General features: G+C 61.4%; 15 protein-coding genes. 9 read left to right on the forward strand and 6 right to left on the reverse strand.

Annotation, left to right across the window (positions count from 1 at the left end):
• Positions 1–39: 39 nt before the first annotated feature.
• The 3 genes from J7E24_RS07325 to J7E24_RS07335 all read right to left on the reverse strand — a co-directional run bounded on the left by J7E24_RS07325 (position 40) and on the right by J7E24_RS07335 (position 4,081).
• Positions 40–2,742, reverse strand: a complete 2,703-nt coding sequence (locus J7E24_RS07325; RefSeq protein WP_215136662.1) for a hypothetical protein — start codon at positions 2,740–2,742, stop codon at positions 40–42.
• A gap of 552 nt (positions 2,743–3,294) precedes the next feature.
• Complete coding sequence (locus tag J7E24_RS07330) at positions 3,295–3,780, reverse strand: SRPBCC family protein (RefSeq protein WP_215136664.1); 486 nt, start codon at positions 3,778–3,780, stop codon at positions 3,295–3,297.
• Between the two features lie 76 nt (positions 3,781–3,856).
• Positions 3,857–4,081, reverse strand: coding sequence for a hypothetical protein (locus J7E24_RS07335; protein WP_215136666.1), 225 nt, complete (start codon positions 4,079–4,081; stop codon positions 3,857–3,859).
• A 206-nt stretch (positions 4,082–4,287) separates the two neighbouring features.
• Between J7E24_RS07335 and J7E24_RS07340 the strand changes: the two genes are divergently transcribed.
• The 7 genes from J7E24_RS07340 to J7E24_RS07370 all read left to right on the forward strand — a co-directional run bounded on the left by J7E24_RS07340 (position 4,288) and on the right by J7E24_RS07370 (position 12,165).
• Positions 4,288–6,582, forward strand: a complete 2,295-nt coding sequence (locus J7E24_RS07340) for an efflux RND transporter permease subunit (protein ID WP_215136668.1) — start codon at positions 4,288–4,290, stop codon at positions 6,580–6,582.
• 289 nt (positions 6,583–6,871) lie between these two features.
• Positions 6,872–7,165: a NifU family protein gene (locus tag J7E24_RS07345; protein ID WP_215136670.1), complete on the forward strand. Its 294-nt coding sequence runs from the start codon at positions 6,872–6,874 to the stop codon at positions 7,163–7,165.
• 168 nt (positions 7,166–7,333) lie between these two features.
• Entirely contained in the window at positions 7,334–7,843 is a 510-nt protein-coding gene (locus J7E24_RS07350) for a hypothetical protein (RefSeq protein ID WP_215136672.1), read from the forward strand.
• Between the two features lie 101 nt (positions 7,844–7,944).
• Positions 7,945–9,930, forward strand: a complete 1,986-nt coding sequence (locus tag J7E24_RS07355) for an AAA domain-containing protein (protein ID WP_215136674.1) — start codon at positions 7,945–7,947, stop codon at positions 9,928–9,930.
• A 92-nt stretch (positions 9,931–10,022) separates the two neighbouring features.
• A complete protein-coding gene (locus J7E24_RS07360; protein ID WP_215136676.1) occupies positions 10,023–10,538 on the forward strand; it encodes a peptidylprolyl isomerase in 516 nt (171 codons plus the stop codon).
• A 288-nt stretch (positions 10,539–10,826) separates the two neighbouring features.
• Positions 10,827–11,510 carry a haloacid dehalogenase type II gene (locus tag J7E24_RS07365; protein ID WP_215136678.1) on the forward strand — a complete coding sequence of 228 codons (684 nt, stop codon included), beginning with the start codon at positions 10,827–10,829 and terminating at the stop codon, positions 11,508–11,510.
• 31 nt (positions 11,511–11,541) lie between these two features.
• Positions 11,542–12,165, forward strand: a complete 624-nt coding sequence (locus tag J7E24_RS07370; RefSeq protein ID WP_215136680.1) for a peroxiredoxin-like family protein — start codon at positions 11,542–11,544, stop codon at positions 12,163–12,165.
• Positions 12,166–12,173: 8 nt separating this feature from the next.
• On the opposite strand, the gene J7E24_RS07375 is transcribed toward J7E24_RS07370, so the two are convergent.
• The 3 genes from J7E24_RS07375 to J7E24_RS07385 form a co-directional block, all read right to left on the reverse strand.
• Positions 12,174–13,619 carry a dihydrolipoyl dehydrogenase family protein gene (locus tag J7E24_RS07375; protein WP_215136682.1) on the reverse strand — a complete coding sequence of 482 codons (1,446 nt, stop codon included), beginning with the start codon at positions 13,617–13,619 and terminating at the stop codon, positions 12,174–12,176.
• A 375-nt stretch (positions 13,620–13,994) separates the two neighbouring features.
• Positions 13,995–14,597: a TlpA family protein disulfide reductase gene (locus tag J7E24_RS07380; RefSeq protein ID WP_251047081.1), complete on the reverse strand. Its 603-nt coding sequence runs from the start codon at positions 14,595–14,597 to the stop codon at positions 13,995–13,997.
• A 299-nt stretch (positions 14,598–14,896) separates the two neighbouring features.
• A complete protein-coding gene (locus J7E24_RS07385; RefSeq protein WP_215136684.1) occupies positions 14,897–15,268 on the reverse strand; it encodes a hypothetical protein in 372 nt (123 codons plus the stop codon).
• 204 nt (positions 15,269–15,472) lie between these two features.
• On the opposite strand from J7E24_RS07385, the gene J7E24_RS07390 reads away from it, so the two are divergent.
• Both J7E24_RS07390 and J7E24_RS07395 read left to right on the forward strand, forming a co-directional pair.
• The gene (locus J7E24_RS07390; RefSeq protein WP_251047082.1) at positions 15,473–15,790 is read left to right on the forward strand and encodes an ArsR/SmtB family transcription factor; all 318 of its coding nucleotides are present in this window, start codon (positions 15,473–15,475) and stop codon (positions 15,788–15,790) included.
• Positions 15,791–15,883: 93 nt separating this feature from the next.
• The gene (locus tag J7E24_RS07395; RefSeq protein ID WP_215136686.1) at positions 15,884–16,696 is read left to right on the forward strand and encodes a sulfite exporter TauE/SafE family protein; all 813 of its coding nucleotides are present in this window, start codon (positions 15,884–15,886) and stop codon (positions 16,694–16,696) included.
• Positions 16,697–16,738: the final 42 nt, after the last annotated feature.

Below are 16,738 nucleotides of genomic sequence, written 5' to 3' on the forward strand. Positions count from 1 at the left end.
GATGTTTTGGGTAGTATAGCCCCTGGGAAGCGTAGGCAGTTACCTGGGCAGCGGAGCTTCATCCTTGCTTTCGCTGAGCTTTTGCGCCAGTTTCTGCGGAACTCCCACATTATGAAACAGGCCGCTTACAATCCCCTGGCGCCACAGCGTAAACATCGAAAAGCGAGGCTCGCGGGTAGAAGTCATCTGGCCGGTTTCAAATTTGCCGCGTTTGCGGGGGTTCTGGTCGCGGATAACCACCACATTCACCAGCTTGGACTTGATGCGACTAAACAACGATTTTTCGATTTCTTCTTCTCCGTAGTTGAGCAGCGTTAGTTGCAGGCCCGAGTACGAGGCCCAGGTGGTGCCCCTTACCCCCCGGCGGTCGGCGCGCATAGCAAAGCGCAGGCTGCGCAGCTCGCCGCTCTTAAACCGAACCAGCCGGGTAGGCACCGTCATCGGATTAAGCAGCGAAAACGAGCCGGGGCCAAACGCCCCCCATACCCGATGCCGACCTTGCGGATCGAGCAAGTACATCGAAACCTGGGCATCGAGCCGGCAGCGGTTCTGCAGGTACGTGGTGGCCCGGCCGGTGAGTGGGGTGGCGGCTGTCTGGCGCCCGGGGTCGTTGCTCAGGTTGAAGAAGCGCCCGTTGAAGCGGTTAATGCTCAGCCGGCCCACAATGGGCGTAAGCGGACTGCGGTAGCTGGAGTAAAGGTTGCCATTCCGGATAATGAGCTGCCGCACATCAACGAGCACGGGCAATTCGCGCATCTGCTCGGGCGATACTTTGGAGTAGTTTGGGTTGATGGGGCCGCGCCCATCCGAGACAATGCGCACAACCGGACTCTGCGCCGTGAGGCGCGCAGCCCGGAAGTCACTGCGGCTCACCAAGGCCGCAAAGTCGAGGCCCTCGGCCCTGAGCGAGCGGACCCGGATAGAAACAGCCGGTGCCTGGTAGCCCTTGTGCCGGTTCATGCCGGCCGCCGAATATTTTGGGGTGAGCGACATGGTATTGAACACCAGAGTACGGGCATCGGTATCGAGGTACATAGTCTGGCTGGCGGCCTGGTAATAGGGCAGGTCGAAGGGCACCGTAATGCGGCCGGAACGGGCCTGCCACGACCTGGCATACGCAATTCGGGCAGGCATACGGGCGGCCAGCGAGTCGATGCGGATGGCGGAGCCAGTGAGGAAGAGGCCGGAAATAGTTGGCGCATGGCGCAGGCCTCCGAATTGTATATCGGCGTTCTGTACCACGAACCGGCCCAGCTCGGAGCGCCGCACCACGCCCGACAGCAGCTTCCAGACCGGGGGCGGTGGCTGAGCAGGCGGGGTGAAGTGCAGGCGAGGGTTGCTGAGAGTCAGGCTATCGGCCCGAAGTAAGCGCTGCTGCAGGGCGTTGGCATCGAGCCCGCGCAGGGCAAGCCGGGGCAGCGTGAGGCTGACGCGCACGGCGCCGGGCGGGCCCTGGCCCGGTGCCGGCGGCCGAATAAGTACCGAGTGAAGCGTTAGCGCCCGGGTCCGCGTAGAGAGCTGCGCGCTGGTCAGGCGCAGGGTGTGGGCAGCCGCTGCGGCCTGGGTCGGCCCCAGGCGCACGTCCCAGCTTTCGGCAGAAAACGCGCGGGCCGAGTCGGAAGCTACTGCCGGAGTATACTGCAGGCCCGCGCCCAGCAGCGCCAGCTGGTGTATCTTCAGGTAGCCATCCGCCCCTGTCACTTCAACCGCCCCCTGCTCTATTTGCAGGTGCGCCAGGTGCAACTGGCGCAGATACGCCGGGGCAGAGCCCAAGCCCGGGGCGGTTGCCTGAGCCATCAGCCGGGCCGCCAGCCGGGGGCTTTGCAAGTGCAGCGAATCGGCCCGGAACCGGCGCCTCTGCTGCAGGGCCGCCAAGTCGAAGCCGCTCAGGCGCAAGCGCGCAAGGGCAAAATCAACCTGCGTATGAGCTGGCTGGTACGGCCGCTGGGGCTCAATCCGGAGCGAGTCGAGCTGCAATAGCCGGCGGGTAGTGGAGAGGTGCGCGGCAGCCACGCGCACGCGGTGGCCCGCGGCCTGGCCCCGGGCCCGTTGTAGTTGCAACGACCAGGCGGCCGCGTAGCCGAGGCGCTGGGTGTCGGCGGCTCCGGCCGCACTAATAAGCAGGTGCTGGCCAGTAAGGTCGGCGCGCTCAATGCGGGCCGAATCAGGGCCGGGCCGGTAAACGACCTGCGTACTTAGCAACCCCAAGTAGGCTATGCGGAGGCCTTTGAGCCGCAGCGGCAGCCGTTCGTGCAGCGGTGCAGAACCGGTTTTGGCGGGTTTACTGGCCAGGGCCAGAACCTTTAGCTGGGCTGAATCCAGTACCAGGCTGTCGATGGGCACTACCCCTCGGCGCAACAGCGCCAGCAGCCCAACCCCCTGCACGCGGAGCCGGGCCACATCGAGATGCACACGGGGCAGCGAGTCGGCCAGTTGGCCGGCGGTGGGGCGCAGCCGCACCTGCCGTAGCCAGATGCTGCGCTGCCAGAGGCTGGTGCGCAATTCGCCCACTTGCAGGCGGTACTGGCCTTGGGTTTGGTTGGCTACCTGCTGCTCCAGCTCCTTATGCAGCCACTGGTCGAGGTACTGCGGGCCGAAGAGCAGCAGCGGCAGTAGCAGCGCCACAGCCGCCAGCAGCCAGCGCCCCCAGCGTCGGCCCGCTGGTGCGGGCTGCCCCGGCGGAGTGGCAGCAGCAGGAAAGCGAACAGAGGCGGGTGTTTCGGGCACGAGGTATTCTGGCAAAGAAATCGGCTGGAAAGCAGCTATTTGCAGCCAGCAGCTTTTATTGGTGTATAAAAGCTGCTGGCTGATGCATAACGCTTATTGCTGCGGCCACCACTGCGCGCATGCAGGCATAACGGCAAAGTACCCCGCCGGGGTTATAGGCATGCATCGGCACGGTGCAGGGATAGAGCTGGTCCCGAACGGCCGCTGAACGAGTGCCCTTGAAGTGGCGGGTGAGGACGCGCCCCGCTCCTATGCCGTCCGCTATAGCCTGTATCAAACCTGACATACATGATTTGGTTCGGAGCAAATCGAGGGCTCACTGTTTGCTACTGCCTTAATACCGAACTACCGGGGCAGGTGTAGCAGCAATTCGCGGCCTTCTTCACCGCCGAGGCTACTGCCAGCCCCGCATGCGGGCCGAACCGTTGGTTGTGCACCCGCTGGGGGATATTTCACAGTTTTCTTCGCAGCTGCCGAAACTCCACAAAGTCAGCATCAACGAGTAATAACGGGTATAGCACACAGTTCTATACCAGGAGTGGTACAGCGGCAAAGTTGCATCAGCTTCTACCTGCTGTTTACCAGCACTGTGCGCCAGTCATCGGTTTCGGCGTACTGCTTCACCACCCGCCCGCGCTCTGCCAGAAAACGGCACAAATACCGTTTCAGAACCAGCGCATCGACTACACGGCCCAGAAAGCCTAGTGGAGAAGCAAACCCAAACACGTCCCGCATGAGCGTGGCACCCGAATCCTGAACCTCAAAGTAATGCTCGTGCCACATATAGCGAAACGCGCCACGCTGCATTTCGTCGCGGAAGTAGCGGGGCGCGTCGAGCGCAGTTATCTGGCTGGTCAGCGTCTGCCAGATACCGAAGTGCCGGGCCCGAAACGTAACCGAGTCGCCAAGTTGCAGCTCGCCGCTCCGAACGCCGGCCACGATGGTTTCGCCGGTCTGGCGGGTAGAAATGGTGTGCAGGTCGACGCTCAGGGCCAGCCGAAAGCAACGTTCCGGCGGGGCGTTGATGTGCGTCAGGACTTCAAGGACGGACATATTCAAAGATATGACATAAGAATGCCTCACGTGTTTTAGCACGTGAGGCATTTCTCCACTCGAATCCAGTTCACCACTACAACGACTTCACGGCCGGCTTGGCGGCTGGCGTAGTGGCGGCGGTGCTGGTTTTGGCGTCTTTTTTCATGCAGCACGAGGGCGTGCTGGCCATGGCGCAGGAGGCTTTGGCCTCGGTAGTGGCGGTGGCTTTCTTGGCCTTCTTGCCCTTGTCGCCTTCCGAGGCAGTGGCGGCCGAAGCGGTGAAGGCAAACAGGGCGAGGGCGAGCAGGACGTTTTTCATGACGACGAATGTGGTAGTGAAGGAAACAAATGCCCGAAAACGGCGGTTGGGTTTCGGCTGCTCCTAAAGTACGCAATGTCTGCCAGAACTCCCACGCGCCCGGCTCTGGTTTGGGCGCTTTCTACCGGGTAGTCTGCACCTTGTTTTATTATCCCCGTGAAGCCGCCGCCCGGCTCTGTTGCCCGGCGGCGCGCGCTGCCTGATCTATGCCCCTTCGCCGCTACGCGCACCTGACTTTGTGGGCCCTCGGGCTGCTGACGGCTCTGGCCGTGTTTTTCGTGGCTCAGCTGCGGTTCAACTACAATTTCAACGACTTCTACCCCGCCGGCGACCCCGACCTAGACTACTACGAGGCCTACGCCGCCCGCTTCGGCAACGACAACGACTACGTGCTGCTGGGCCTGGAAGCCCCCGTGGGCCAGACGGTATTCGACCCGCGCTTCCTGGTGCGCGTTGATTCGTTGACGCGGTTTCTGACCGGCCGCCGCCACGTGCTGCGGGTATCGTCGCCGACCAACGCCAGCAACCCGGTAGTGGAGGGGCCGGGTGTGTTCAACCTGCTCTATCTGCACCCCTACGAGCCCGAGCGCCGCGCCCCCGACTCGGCGCTGGTGTACCGCACGCCGGGCCTCGTGGGCAACCTGATTTCGCGCGATGCCCGCGCCGCCACCATTCTGTTCCAGACGTCGCCCAACCTGAGCAAGCCGCCCGGCGACTCGCTGCTGAGCGCGTTGCGGCGCGAGCTGGTTCGCCAGAACTTTGCCGAAGACCAGTACCATCTGGCCGGCAAGCAGGTAGCCCAGTCGGTATTCGTAGACCGGCTGCAGAACGAGCTGGCGCTGTTTATGAGCCTGTCGGTGGTGCTCGTGACGGGGCTGCTGTGGCTTACGTTCCGAACCTGGTGGGGCGTGGTGCTGCCGCTGGTGGTGGTGCTGGGCTCCATCCTGTGGGGGCTGGCCGTGATGTCGGCCTTCGGCGTGAGCATCGATTTGATGACGGCCCTGCTGCCCGTGATGCTGTTTGTGGTGGGCATGTCGGACACCATTCACCTGATAACGCGCTACGTGACGGAGCTGGGCTACGGAGCCGAAAAGCGGCCGGCGCTGCTGGTGGCCATGCGCGAGTCGGCCTTCGGCTCGGGACTGTCGGCCCTCACTACCAGCATCGGCTTTTTCTCCTTGATGGCCAGCTCCATCCGGCCCATTTACAACTTCGGGCTGTTTACGGGCATTGCCGTGCTGCTCACGTTTGTGCTCAGCTTCACGCTGCTGCCGGCCCTGCTGGTGCTGCTCAAAAAGCCCCAGCTGCGGGTGCCGCGCCAGCAGGGCCACAGCTGGGACGGTGTGCTGGGCCGCCTGTTCCGGCGGGTGCTGGCCCGGCGACACTGGGTGGTGGGCATCAGCGCGGTAGTGCTGGTGCTGTCGGTGGGCTCGGCCTCCACCATCCGCATCAACTCGGCCCTGCTCGACGACCTTTCTAAAAACGACCCGGTGAAGCTCGATTTCCGGTTTTTCGAGGATAACTTCGCCGGCGTGCGGCCCTTCGAAATGGCCCTGAGCCCCGGGCCCGGCCGCACGGTGTTCGACCTGGAAGTGCTGCGCGAAACCGAGCAGATTGAGAATTACCTCCAGAAAAGCTACGGCCTCAATTTCGTGGCCTCGCCGGTTACCATCATCAAATCGGTGCGCAAGGCCCTGAACGGCGGCCTGGTGGAAGAGTACCGCCTGCCCGCCGACGAGGCCGAGCTGGCGCGGCTGCTACGCAAGGCGAAGCTGCTGAGCCGCAAACCCGAGTTCCGGGCCCTGGCCCTGCCCGACGCTTCCGCCGGCCGCCTCACCGGCCGCATGGCCGATGTGGGCAGCATTAAAGTACACGCGCTCAACGGCGGCCTGCGGCAGTTTCTGCGCACCTCCGTTGATTCGACGGTGGTGCAGACCCGGCTTACCGGCTCGGCCAACCTCATCGATAAGAACAACGCAAACCTGAGCCGCGACATGATTATCGGTATGACGCTCGACATCGTGATGGTCACGCTCATTGTGCTGGCGCTGTTCCGGAGCCTGCGCATGACGCTGGTCGTGCTCATTCCCAACCTGTTCCCGATTTTGCTGGTGGCTGGCGTAATGGGCCTGGCCGGCGTAAGCATGAAAGTGAGCACGAGCATCATCTTCACCATCGCCTTTGGCATTGCCGTCGACGACACCATCCACTTCATGAGCAAGCTCAAGCTCATGCTGCTCAAGGAAGACAACCTGTTCCGGGCGGTGCGCAAAACCTACCTGATGGCCGGTAAAGCCGTTATCGTCACCTCGTTGATTCTGGTGGGCGGCTTCTCGACGCTGATTTTCTCCTCTTTCGACGGCACCTTTTACGTGGGCCTGCTGATCGGCCTCACGCTGCTGTTCGGCGTGGTGGCCGAGCTGACGCTGCTGCCCATTCTGATTCTGTGGCTTTACAAGCACGAGCCCAAAGCCATCATCGAGGAAGTGGTAGTGCCGTAGGGACGGGAGTGGTTAGTGGTTAGTGGTTAGTGGTTAGTGGTTAGTGGTTAGTGGAGGAACGTCATTCAGAGCATGTGGCGCATAGAGCCAGGGACGAAGAATCTCGCGTGCTGACGTTTAATTAGCACACCGGCATCAGCACGCAAGATTCTTCGTCCCTGGCTCTATGCGCCACATGCTCTGAATGACGTTCCTTTACTCCCGAACTTCCCGCCCGCTTCGCTGGTTGACACCGGTAGCCCCGCCAGAAAGCTTATCTTTGCTTAGGCATCACCCAAAACCGCAATTCATGGAAGTATCCGTCGACTCTCACCCGCTACTGCCCCGCGTCGAGCAGGCCCTCGACGGCATCCGGCCCTACCTGGCCGCCGACGGCGGCAACGTGCGCGTCCTCGAAATCACCGAGGATATGGTTCTGCGCCTGGAGCTGCTTGGCGCCTGCGGCACCTGCCCCATGTCGCCAATGACGTTGAAAGCCGGCGTGGAGGAATCGGTGAAGAAAGCCGTGCCCGAAATCCGGGCCGTCGAAGCCATCAACGTCACGCCCATGAGCGAGCAGCCCGCCGGCCAGGTTCGTTTTTGAGCTGCTAGCTGAGAGCTACTAGCAGTCAGCTTTTCTGCCGAACGAGTCCCTAAGACTTCAGCCGCGCCCCGCTCCTGCCGTTTCATCGGTGGCAGCGGGGCGCGGTGGGTTTCACTATCGTGATTTTTGACCTCTGAAATGCGGCTACCCCTACTCTGCATTCTGGCAATGCTGCCCTTTCTCACTAACGGCCAGTCGCTTCCGGCTCCTGAAAAAACATACAAAGCGGCCTTTAACCATATCAAGCATGACCGGCAGCTTCGTCAGATGGGGTACAACCTGAAAAACGTAGCAGTATTTGACAGCATCGTTCACAAGGATTTGACGTGGTTTAGTCAGGAACTTGGGGTGTTATGGGGTTACACGGGTTATCAAAAGGAAAAACGACTAGCAGATTCTCTTGATCAATTAGGAACAACCACTTTTCACAAGCCCTACTTTTCACCGCTGAATACCAGTTTAACCACGAACAGTGGTCTTATAAAGGGCAGTACTGTCATTGTATTTTCGCGGTTGGAGAATAATATGCTGCTGGCTGAAGTAAGTGATAACCAAGAGGGCGGGCCGGGCTTGCATAATATCTTCTCCACCTTCGACCAGTCGTTGCTCTACCTGTTTATATTCCGTCCTGACGGCACTATTCAGCGGCACTACGTTCAACACATAGCCTACAACTAGCCGGCAATAACCAAAGCCCATTCCCTATTTCCTCCCGACCTTTCGGCCACCATTTGCCCGGTTTCGTTGTTAGGCTAACGAATCCCAAACTATAGAATCTGTTGGCGGAACAACCTACTTATACCGAACCCTACGCCCTCGAAAAAGAGCTGCGCAAGGTGCAGGGCCTTCTCAAGCTGGAGCAGCAGGAGGACTACGAGCAATTCAAAATCAAGAGCGCCCAGGCCAGCATTGCCGAGCGCCAGCGCCGGGGCCTTACGTGGTACCCGGTCAAGATAATCCAGGAAGACATTGGCTTCGGCGGCAAGCTCGTGCTGGAGCTGGAGCGCCAGGGCGGCCAGGGCGGGCTGCACCTGTTTCAGGTGGGCAAAAATGCTGCGCTGTTCGCCAATATTCCCGGCCGAGCGGCCTCCGACCGGCCCACGCTTTCGGGCGTCGTTACCAGCGTCAAGCGCAACAAAATCCGCCTCGCCACCACCAAGGAAGACCTGCCCGACTGGACCGACGAGGGCAAGCTGGGCGTGGACCTGACCTTCGACGAGGTGAGCTACCGCGAGATGGACTACGCCCTGGGCAAGGTGATGGGCGCCTACGACTCGCGCCTGGCCGAGCTGCGCGACGTGCTGCTGGGCGCTAAGCCAGCCCGCTTCCGGCCCGAAGCCGAAGCCACGCTCTATTACCCCTCGCCCCTTAACGACTCGCAGCTGGCCGCCGTGCGCCATGTGCTGGCAGCGCAGGATGTGGCCATCATTCATGGTCCGCCCGGCACCGGCAAAACCACCACGCTGGTGCAGGCCATTGTGGAAACCATCCGGCGCGAGCGACGGGTGCTGGTATGCGCTCCGAGCAATACGGCCGTCGATTTGCTCACCGAAAAGCTGGCCGAGCGCGGCGTGAACGTCATCCGGATGGGCAACCCCTCGCGGGTGTCCGACCTGCTGCTGCAGCACACGCTCGACGCGCAAATCATGAACCATAAGAGCTACGCCGAACTGCGCAGCCTGCGCCAGACCGCTGAGCAGTACCGCGAAGCGGCCGGCAAGTTCAAGAAGCACTTCGGCTGGGAGGAGCGCGAGCAGCGCCGCCTGCTCAAGCAGCAGGCCCACGAGCTGCTTCAGGAATCGGACCAGCTGGAGCGCTACATTACCGAGGATTTGCTCGAGCAGGTGCAGGTGATAACCTGCACGCTGGTGGGGGCCGGCAACCGTGCCATCCGCCACCTCACCTACGAAACCGTGTTCATTGATGAGGCCGCCCAGGCCCTGGAGCCGGGTTCCTGGATTCCGATTTCCAAGGCCAACCGGGTAGTGCTGGCCGGCGACCACCAGCAGCTGCCGCCCACCGTGAAAAGCGAAAAGGCGGCCCGCGAAGGTCTGCGCGAAACACTGTTCGAGAAGTGCATCAGGCGCCAGCCCGAAGTAGCCCGGATGCTGGAAACCCAGTACCGCATGCACGAGCTGATTATGGCCTTCAGCTCGGAGCAGTTCTACGACGGCCGCCTAAAAGCTGCTCCTGCCGTAGCCCACGCCGACCTGCCCGCCTACGACCTGCGCTTCGCCCCCGACCTGGCCGTGGAGTTCCTCGACACGGCCGGCTTCGGCTTCCAGGAGCTCACCATTGAGGAAAGCCGCTCGACGGCCAACCCCGAGGAAGCCGACCTGCTGCTGAAGCGCCTGGCCCAGCTGCTGGAGCCCTACGACCCCGCCGACCACGAAACCGACCTGCTCACCATCGGCGTTATTGCCCCTTACCGCGCCCAGATCAACTACCTGAAGGACGCCATCGAGGAAGACGACGAGCTGGTGGGCCTCATGGAGCACCGCATGCTGAGCGTAGGCACCGTCGATTCGTTCCAGGGCCAGGAGCGCGACATTATTGCCATCAGCCTCACCCGCAGCAACCCCCAGGGCGAAATCGGCTTTTTGAGCGACGTGCGCCGCATGAACGTGGGCATGACCCGGGCCCGCAAAAAGCTGCTGCTCGTCGGCGACTCGGCCACGCTGGGCGCCCATCCTTTCTACAAGGCCTTCCTCGACTACACTGAGCGCATCGGGGCCTACCGCACGGCCTGGGAGTTGGAGGGCTAAGGGCTGATTTGTCGCTTGTTTTCAATTCCCTTCGCCAACATTTCCGTAACTAGCAATAGTATTTTCGAAGCGTAATCTTACCCCGCCGCATCATGACCCAGATCAGTGCCAACAAAGTCGTTACCATCACCTACGACCTGAGCGTAACCGACGAAAACCAGGAGAAAGTGCTCGTAGAGTCGGCCGATACCGATGCGCCCATGGTGTTTCTGTTCGGCCAGAGCGGCCTGCCCGAGGAGTTCGAGCGCCAGCTCGCCGACAAAAACGCCGGCGACGCGTTCAGCTTCAGCCTCACCCCCGAGCAGGCCTACGGCGACTACGATGCGCAGGCTGTGGTTGAAATCCCGCGCAGCGTGTTTGAAATCGATGGCCAGACCGACGAGGAGATGCTGCAGGTGGGCAACTTCCTGCCCATGGCTGACAACCAGGGTCACCACATGCAGGGCAAAGTGGTCGAAATCAGCGACGATGCCGTGAAAATGGACTTCAACCACCCGCTGGCCGGCATGGTCATGCACTTCGACGGCAACGTAGCCGACGTGCGCGAGGCCACCGCCGAAGAAATGGACCACGGCCACGTACACGGAGAAGGCGGCCACCAACACTAATCTTTGCGTATTCAACCAACACAAGAAAAGGGGCCTTCCGGCCCCTTTTCTTGTGTCTGCATTATTGCATTTGGCTCTTTCGCAAATCCAGAGCCCTCTCGTATAATACTGCCGCACGCGTAACCAGCGGAGCCATTTGAAAACGGACTTAGAATTTTCGAAAAGCACCCCTGATATAGCCTTATGCGGCGGAACTGCGTAAGCAGGCGCATGATTTCTCGTCGCGCTGTCTTATCGTCTCTGGCCATGGCTGCTGCCGCTACGGCGGTGCCTTTTCCCTTATCCGCTATGTCTGCTGCCCCTGTTCGCCCCAAGCTGCTGATTTTCGATGTGAACGAAACTATGCTCGACCTGAGCAAGCTGCAGCAGGCTGTTAATCAGGAATTCAAGTCGGAAACGGCCTTTAAGCAGTGGTTTGCGCTGCTGCTGCAATATTCGCTGGTGGATACCGTGACCGGCAACTACCACAACTTCGGGCAGATTGGCGACGCGGCCCTTGATATGCTGGCGCAGGCCCTGGGCCAGCCGGCCCGCCCGGCAGCCCGCAAAAAGGAACTCCTCACCCTTATCACCGAGCTGCCCCCGCACCCCGACATCATTCCCGGCCTCACGGCGCTGCAAAACGCGGGCTTCCGGATGGTCACGCTCACCAACTCGCCCGATGCCACAGTGAAGAAGCAGATGGCCTACGCCGGCCTCAGCAGCTTCTTCGAGCAACTGCTCAGCATCGACTCGCTCAAGCGCTATAAGCCTCACCCCAACACCTACCACAGCACCTGCGAGCAACTGAAGGTAGCGCCCGCCCAAACCATGCTCGTGGCCGCCCACGGCTGGGACACAGCCGGCGCACAACTGGCCGGGCTGCAGGCCGCGTTCATCTCCCGCCCGGGCCAGCAGGTATATCCGCTGGCTCCTGCCCCCACCCTCACCGGCCCCACCCTGCCCGACATCGTCCGCCAACTGCTGGGGTAGCGCCGGCTGCCGAACGGCTACTTTTACATCCATGAGCCTGAACATGAACTACCGCCTGCCCATACCCGCTGCTTTTACTTTTCTGCTGGCGTTGCCCCTGGCCGGTCGTGCCCAAACCGCACCCGCCGCCCGCACGGCCGCGCCGCTGGCCGTGGGCACCGTGGCCCCAGACTTCAAGGGCAAGGATGCCACCGGGAAGCCCATTGAACTGAAGCAACTGCTAAAGAAGGGCCCGGTGGTGCTCTATTTCTACCGCGGCCAGTGGTGCCCGTATTGCAGCAAGCAGCTCAGCCAGCTCCAGGATTCGCTACAGCTGCTCACGGCTAAAGGCGCCCAGATAGTCGTCGTGACGCCCGAAACCCAGGAGAACATCGGCAAGACTGTAGAGAAAACCAAGGCGGCCTTCCCCATTGTGCAAGACCAGGGCTTTGTCATCATGAAAGCCTACAACACGGCCTTCACCGTCGACCCCGCCATTGTCCTTAAATACAAGGGTTTCGGGGTTGATTTGCAGCAAGCCAACGCAGCCACCGAAGACGTGCTGCCCGTGCCGGCCACCTACGTCATCGGCCGCGACGGCCGCATCAAGTTCACCTACTTCAACCCAGACTACAAAAAGCGCGTGTCGGTGCGCCGGATAGCTGCCGCGCTGTAGCACCGGTTTTACTGCAGCTTAAACGCCACATCAAGAGTCGTTTGTAGCAGCGGCGACACATCCTGGTAGTCCACAATCAGCTTCTGGTTGATGCGGGCCGCCACCGGGTACGGGTATACTTTGTCGAATAGCTCGCTGATACCCAGCCCGCTGGTGTTGGCCAGAATCAGCTCCTGAATCAGCTCGCCCGCGCCGGGGGCCACCATGGCTCCGCCCAGAATGCGGCGCTTACGGCCGGGCAGCGGCAGGGCGTTTTTTTCGATAAAGAGCAGCAGATGGCCGTCGCGGTAGCTATCTACCACGGCCCGGTCATCGTCGGCGAAGGAGGTTTCCCACCGCTCGTAGGCCGTACCGCGCTTGTCGAGTTCGGCCGCATCGAGGCCGAAGTGCGCCACCTCGGGGTCGGTGAAGGTGACCCAGGAAAAGTGGTCGTAGTTGAGCTTTTTCTTGAGGGGCGAGAAGAAGTTGAACAGCAGCGTGCGCACATGCAGCTCGGCCCCGTGGCTGAATTTAAGCGAGTTGGCCGCGTCGCCGGCCACGAAGATGTCGGGGTTGGTGGTTTGCAGGTGCTCGTTTAGCTTGATGTGGCCTTTCTCATCCACCTCTACCCCGGCCTTCTCCAGCTGCAGCCCCTCGAAGCTCACGTGCCGCCCAATGGCCACGTACACCAGATCGAAATCCACCGCAAACGCCTCGCCCGATTTAGGCCTGATGCGGGCCTGCGAAGCGGAGGTAAAGGCCTCTACTTCGGCCTCCAGATGGATGGAGAGGCCCTCGGCCCGTAGCCGCTCGGCCAGCACGGCCCGGATGGCGGGGTCTTCTTTTTCGAGAATAGCTTCGCCCCGGTGCACAATCGTTACCTGCGCGCCCAGCCGCTGCATGGCCTGGGCCAGCTCCACGCCGTTGGGGCCGCCGCCCACCACCAGCAGGCGCTGGGGCAGCGTGCGCAGGTCCCACACGCGCTGGTTGTCGTAAAGCTCCACCTGGTCGGCACCGGGCACCTGCAGCTGCGCCGGCCGCGAGCCGGTGGCTACCACCAGCTTGCGGCCGGTGTGGGTGCGGCCGTTTATCTCCACGGCGTGGTCGCCCACAAACCGGGGCCGACCGATTTCCACCGTAATACCCAGTTCGCGCAGGTACTCGGGGTTTTCATGGTCGCGGATGATGTCCTGCCGGCCCTGCACATAGTCCATCACCTTGCCCATATCGGCCGCGCCGCCTACCTGCAGGCCAAACTGCGTGGCCTGCCGGGCCTGGTGCACCTGCCGCGCCGCATGAATAAGCGCCTTGCTGGGCACGCAGCCGTGGTTGAGGCAGTCGCCGCCTACATCTTCGGCCGTGAGGTCGATGAGCAGCACGCGCAGCTTGATGCGGGCCATGAACAGGCTCAGGCCCAGCCCGGCCGAACCGGCGCCCAGGACAATCAAATCAAAATCAGCGGCGTTTTCGGGCATTGCGGGTGGGTGAGTCGGGATAGAAATTGAAGCCGAATGACGGGACACTTCCAGCTGCCATTATTCCAGCGGCCATTACAAGCGCGCCGGCAGGTGCACGCGTGTTTGGGGCCCCGGTATCGTGCGAGGCTGCGGCCGTTTAGCCCGCCACAACAGCGTAGTTGTGCTACGTCGGTTTCAGGTAAAACTTTCAGGAAAGCTATACGGCCGCCGAGCAGCGGAGGGTTTTTCGCCGAAGCAAGTCGGTGGTCCGGTTAGGTTCCAGCGAGGCTACCCACGCGAACGGGGCCGGCGCACAGCTAACAGAATGCACTCAAACACAAAGCGCCGGCCATTACGGCCGGCGCCCACACCAGGAACCAGAGAAAGGCGTGCTTAACGCGCCAACTGCTCCAGAGCGGCTTTAAATTCGGGCGTGTCGTAGTCGGCCATGCCCTCGTGGCGGGCGGCTACCTCGCCGTTGGGCCCCAGAATCACTGTGGACGGGATGGAGTTGGAATTGAAAGGCGCGACCAGCGGGCCGGCCGGGAAGTACACCGGTAGCGTGTAGCCCTGGCGCTTGAGCAGGGCCCGCGCCTTGGCCGGATTCTCATCCAGCGAAATCATTACAAAGGCCACCTTTTGGGGGTCCGTTTTCGTGTAAAGCGCCTGAATGCCCGGCATTTCGGCCACGCAGGGCGGGCACCAGCTGGCCCACATATTCACGAACACCGCTTTGCCTTTCAGATCACTCAGGCTAACCGATTTGCCATCGAGCGTTGTCAGGGGCAGCTGGTGGGGGTAGGCGGCTCCGCCTGTTGGCACAACAGGCGTATTGGCTGCGGGAGCCGCGCCAGCCGTTGGCGCATTGGCATTCCACAGGCCCGTAGCCAGCAGGCCGCGCTGCAGCCCTGCCATTACCGGTGTGCGCAGCGGCGTGAACATAACAAGGGCGAAAATGGCCAAAGGCAACCATTGCAACAGTTTTTTACGATTCATAATCAGCAGGTTCAAGCAACGAAAAGATGCGAAAATATTCATGTATCAGCTACCGCCGGGGTTTAGCCGTGCGGCTTACCTGGGATGGCCAGCAGCAGAAATAAAAGGGGCAGGACTTAGGCGGTAGCACAAACCCAAGGACAGCGAAGCAAAGCGCTGGCTTCGCGTAAGTGCCGTCAGGGAAAAGCCGGGCATCGGGCGCAACCTCGTTGGGGCGCAGGGCCACAAAAAAACCGGCTGCCGGCCCCGCTAAGCGGGACAGCTAACCGGGTACACGCCCGGCTCCTGGGGGCTTATCCTTAAGAAAAGCAAACGGGCGGAGCCTTGTTGGGGTGGTTGGCAAAAGCCTGGCCAGGCCCGAGGTTGGGGCCACGAGTGGGCGTCAGAACCGGCTTATCGGCCGGAAACAGCCGCCCCAAATACAGCGCCGCCAAGCCGTCGCCCAACGAAAGGTCCAGCGGCGGCAGCTTGGCTTTCACTCGCTGGCCGAAGTCGGCCAGCGGGTTGGCTTGCACCGACTGCAGCTTCTTCTTACAGAAACTGGTGCGCGGCGCCTTTTGCTGGCTGCCGTAGCTGGCGGCGGTTGCGGCGGCCCGGGCAGGCAGCGGCTGGCACTGCAGGAATAACCCAGCATAGAGCAGCAACAGCAAATGGGCCAGCAAACGAGACATAGGCAGTGGAACGCGGTACAAAGGTGCGCACATTTTCAGGGAATGGGCGCCGCCAACGGTCTGCCGGCCGGTAGCGCAACGGCCGGCACTGCCCCTGCTACCAGACATTTTTTGGTAGGCCGAGGGAAAAAAAGCGCTGGCCGGGAACGAAAAGGAAGTGGCGTTTTGTATAGATGAACAAATGAACCTATATTTGCCTGTCCTATGCATCCGATAACCACTTCTGCTGAGCTGAACCTATCCGTTGAGAAGATGGAAAAGGTGGCTTTCATCCTCAAAACCACGGCCCACCCTACCCGCATTGCCATTGTGCAGCTGCTGGCCCAGCAGGAAGGTCTGTCGGTGACGGACATCAGCGAGACGCTGCAGGTGGAGCAGAGCCTGCTCTCCCACCACCTGACGGGCATGAAGCTCAAGGGTATTTTGAGCAGCACCCGCGAGGGCAAAAACATCTTTTATTCGCTGAAAATGCGCGAGGTAGTCGATGTAATTCAGTGCCTGGCCAGCTGCACTTTCCTGTAGGAAAAGCGCAGCTTTTTATCGGCCACACACATGAACATCTATTCATAAATACATACGTTCACTTCCCTTTTTCGTCCTCCTCCCCTTTCAGCCATGCTGCACCTTATCGGCTACTTTGCCGCCATCTTCATCGGCCTTTCGCTGGGCATTATGGGCGGGGGCGGTTCCATCCTGACGGTGCCGGTGCTGGTTTATCTGATGGGTGTGAGCCCGGTGCTGAGCACGGCCTACTCGCTGTTTGTGGTGGGCACGACTTCGGTGGTTGGGGCGGCCGGCTATTTCCGTAAAGGGCTGGTATCGGTGCCCACGGCTCTGGTGTTTCTGGCCACTTCGCTGGGGGCCGTATTTGCCACCCGCAAGCTGCTTATGCCCGCTATTCCGCAGCAGCTGTTCACAGTCGGCAGGGTGGCTTTCACCAAGGATTTGCTGGTGCTCGTGGCCTTTGCCGTGCTGATGGTGGTGGCCGCCACGTCCATGATCCGCAGCCGGCAGGCCGAGGAAATCCTCCACGACGATGAGCAGCACCGGCACCGCGTCAACTACCCGCTGATTCTGGCCGTGGGCGCCATAGTGGGCCTGCTGACGGGGTTTGTGGGGGCCGGCGGGGGCTTTCTGATTATTCCGGCCCTGGTGCTGTTTGCCCGCTTGCCCATGAAACTGGCCGTGGGCACTTCGCTGCTCATTATTGCCACCAACTCGCTGATTGGCTTTACCGGCGACCTGAGCGCGGGCACCCCCATCGACTGGCTATTTCTGAGCGGTTTTCTGGCCTTCGCGCTGGGCGGCATCGTGCTGGGCACCTACCTGGCCCGCTTCATTTCGGGGGCCCGGCTCAAGCCGGCTTTCGGCTGGTTTACACTGTTTATGGGCACTTTTATTCTGCTCCGCGAGCTGGTATTTCGGTAATCAATCCGCCGGAACCGGCGCCGAAATACGCTGCCGGGACCC

The organism is Hymenobacter sp. ISL-91 (assembly GCF_018613725.1).
Lineage (GTDB): Bacteria > Bacteroidota > Bacteroidia > Cytophagales > Hymenobacteraceae > Hymenobacter.

What these genes read in the sequence shown, in the direction of transcription:
- J7E24_RS07330 (WP_215136664.1), bottom strand. Translation starts at nt 3,780, where the DNA reads ATGTCCGTCCTTGAAGTCCTGACGCACATCAACGCCCCGCCGGAACGT.
- J7E24_RS07335 (WP_215136666.1), bottom strand. Translation starts at nt 4,081, where the DNA reads ATGAAAAACGTCCTGCTCGCCCTCGCCCTGTTTGCCTTCACCGCTTCG.
- J7E24_RS07340 (WP_215136668.1), top strand. Translation starts at nt 4,288, where the DNA reads ATGCCCCTTCGCCGCTACGCGCACCTGACTTTGTGGGCCCTCGGGCTG.
- J7E24_RS07345 (WP_215136670.1), top strand. Translation starts at nt 6,872, where the DNA reads ATGGAAGTATCCGTCGACTCTCACCCGCTACTGCCCCGCGTCGAGCAG.
- J7E24_RS07350 (WP_215136672.1), top strand. Translation starts at nt 7,334, where the DNA reads ATGCTGCCCTTTCTCACTAACGGCCAGTCGCTTCCGGCTCCTGAAAAA.
- J7E24_RS07360 (WP_215136676.1), top strand. Translation starts at nt 10,023, where the DNA reads ATGACCCAGATCAGTGCCAACAAAGTCGTTACCATCACCTACGACCTG.
- J7E24_RS07365 (WP_215136678.1), top strand. Translation starts at nt 10,827, where the DNA reads ATGTCTGCTGCCCCTGTTCGCCCCAAGCTGCTGATTTTCGATGTGAAC.
- J7E24_RS07370 (WP_215136680.1), top strand. Translation starts at nt 11,542, where the DNA reads ATGAGCCTGAACATGAACTACCGCCTGCCCATACCCGCTGCTTTTACT.
- J7E24_RS07375 (WP_215136682.1), bottom strand. Translation starts at nt 13,619, where the DNA reads ATGCCCGAAAACGCCGCTGATTTTGATTTGATTGTCCTGGGCGCCGGT.
- J7E24_RS07380 (WP_251047081.1), bottom strand. Translation starts at nt 14,597, where the DNA reads ATGAATCGTAAAAAACTGTTGCAATGGTTGCCTTTGGCCATTTTCGCC.
- J7E24_RS07385 (WP_215136684.1), bottom strand. Translation starts at nt 15,268, where the DNA reads ATGTCTCGTTTGCTGGCCCATTTGCTGTTGCTGCTCTATGCTGGGTTA.
- J7E24_RS07390 (WP_251047082.1), top strand. Translation starts at nt 15,473, where the DNA reads ATGCATCCGATAACCACTTCTGCTGAGCTGAACCTATCCGTTGAGAAG.
- J7E24_RS07395 (WP_215136686.1), top strand. Translation starts at nt 15,884, where the DNA reads ATGCTGCACCTTATCGGCTACTTTGCCGCCATCTTCATCGGCCTTTCG.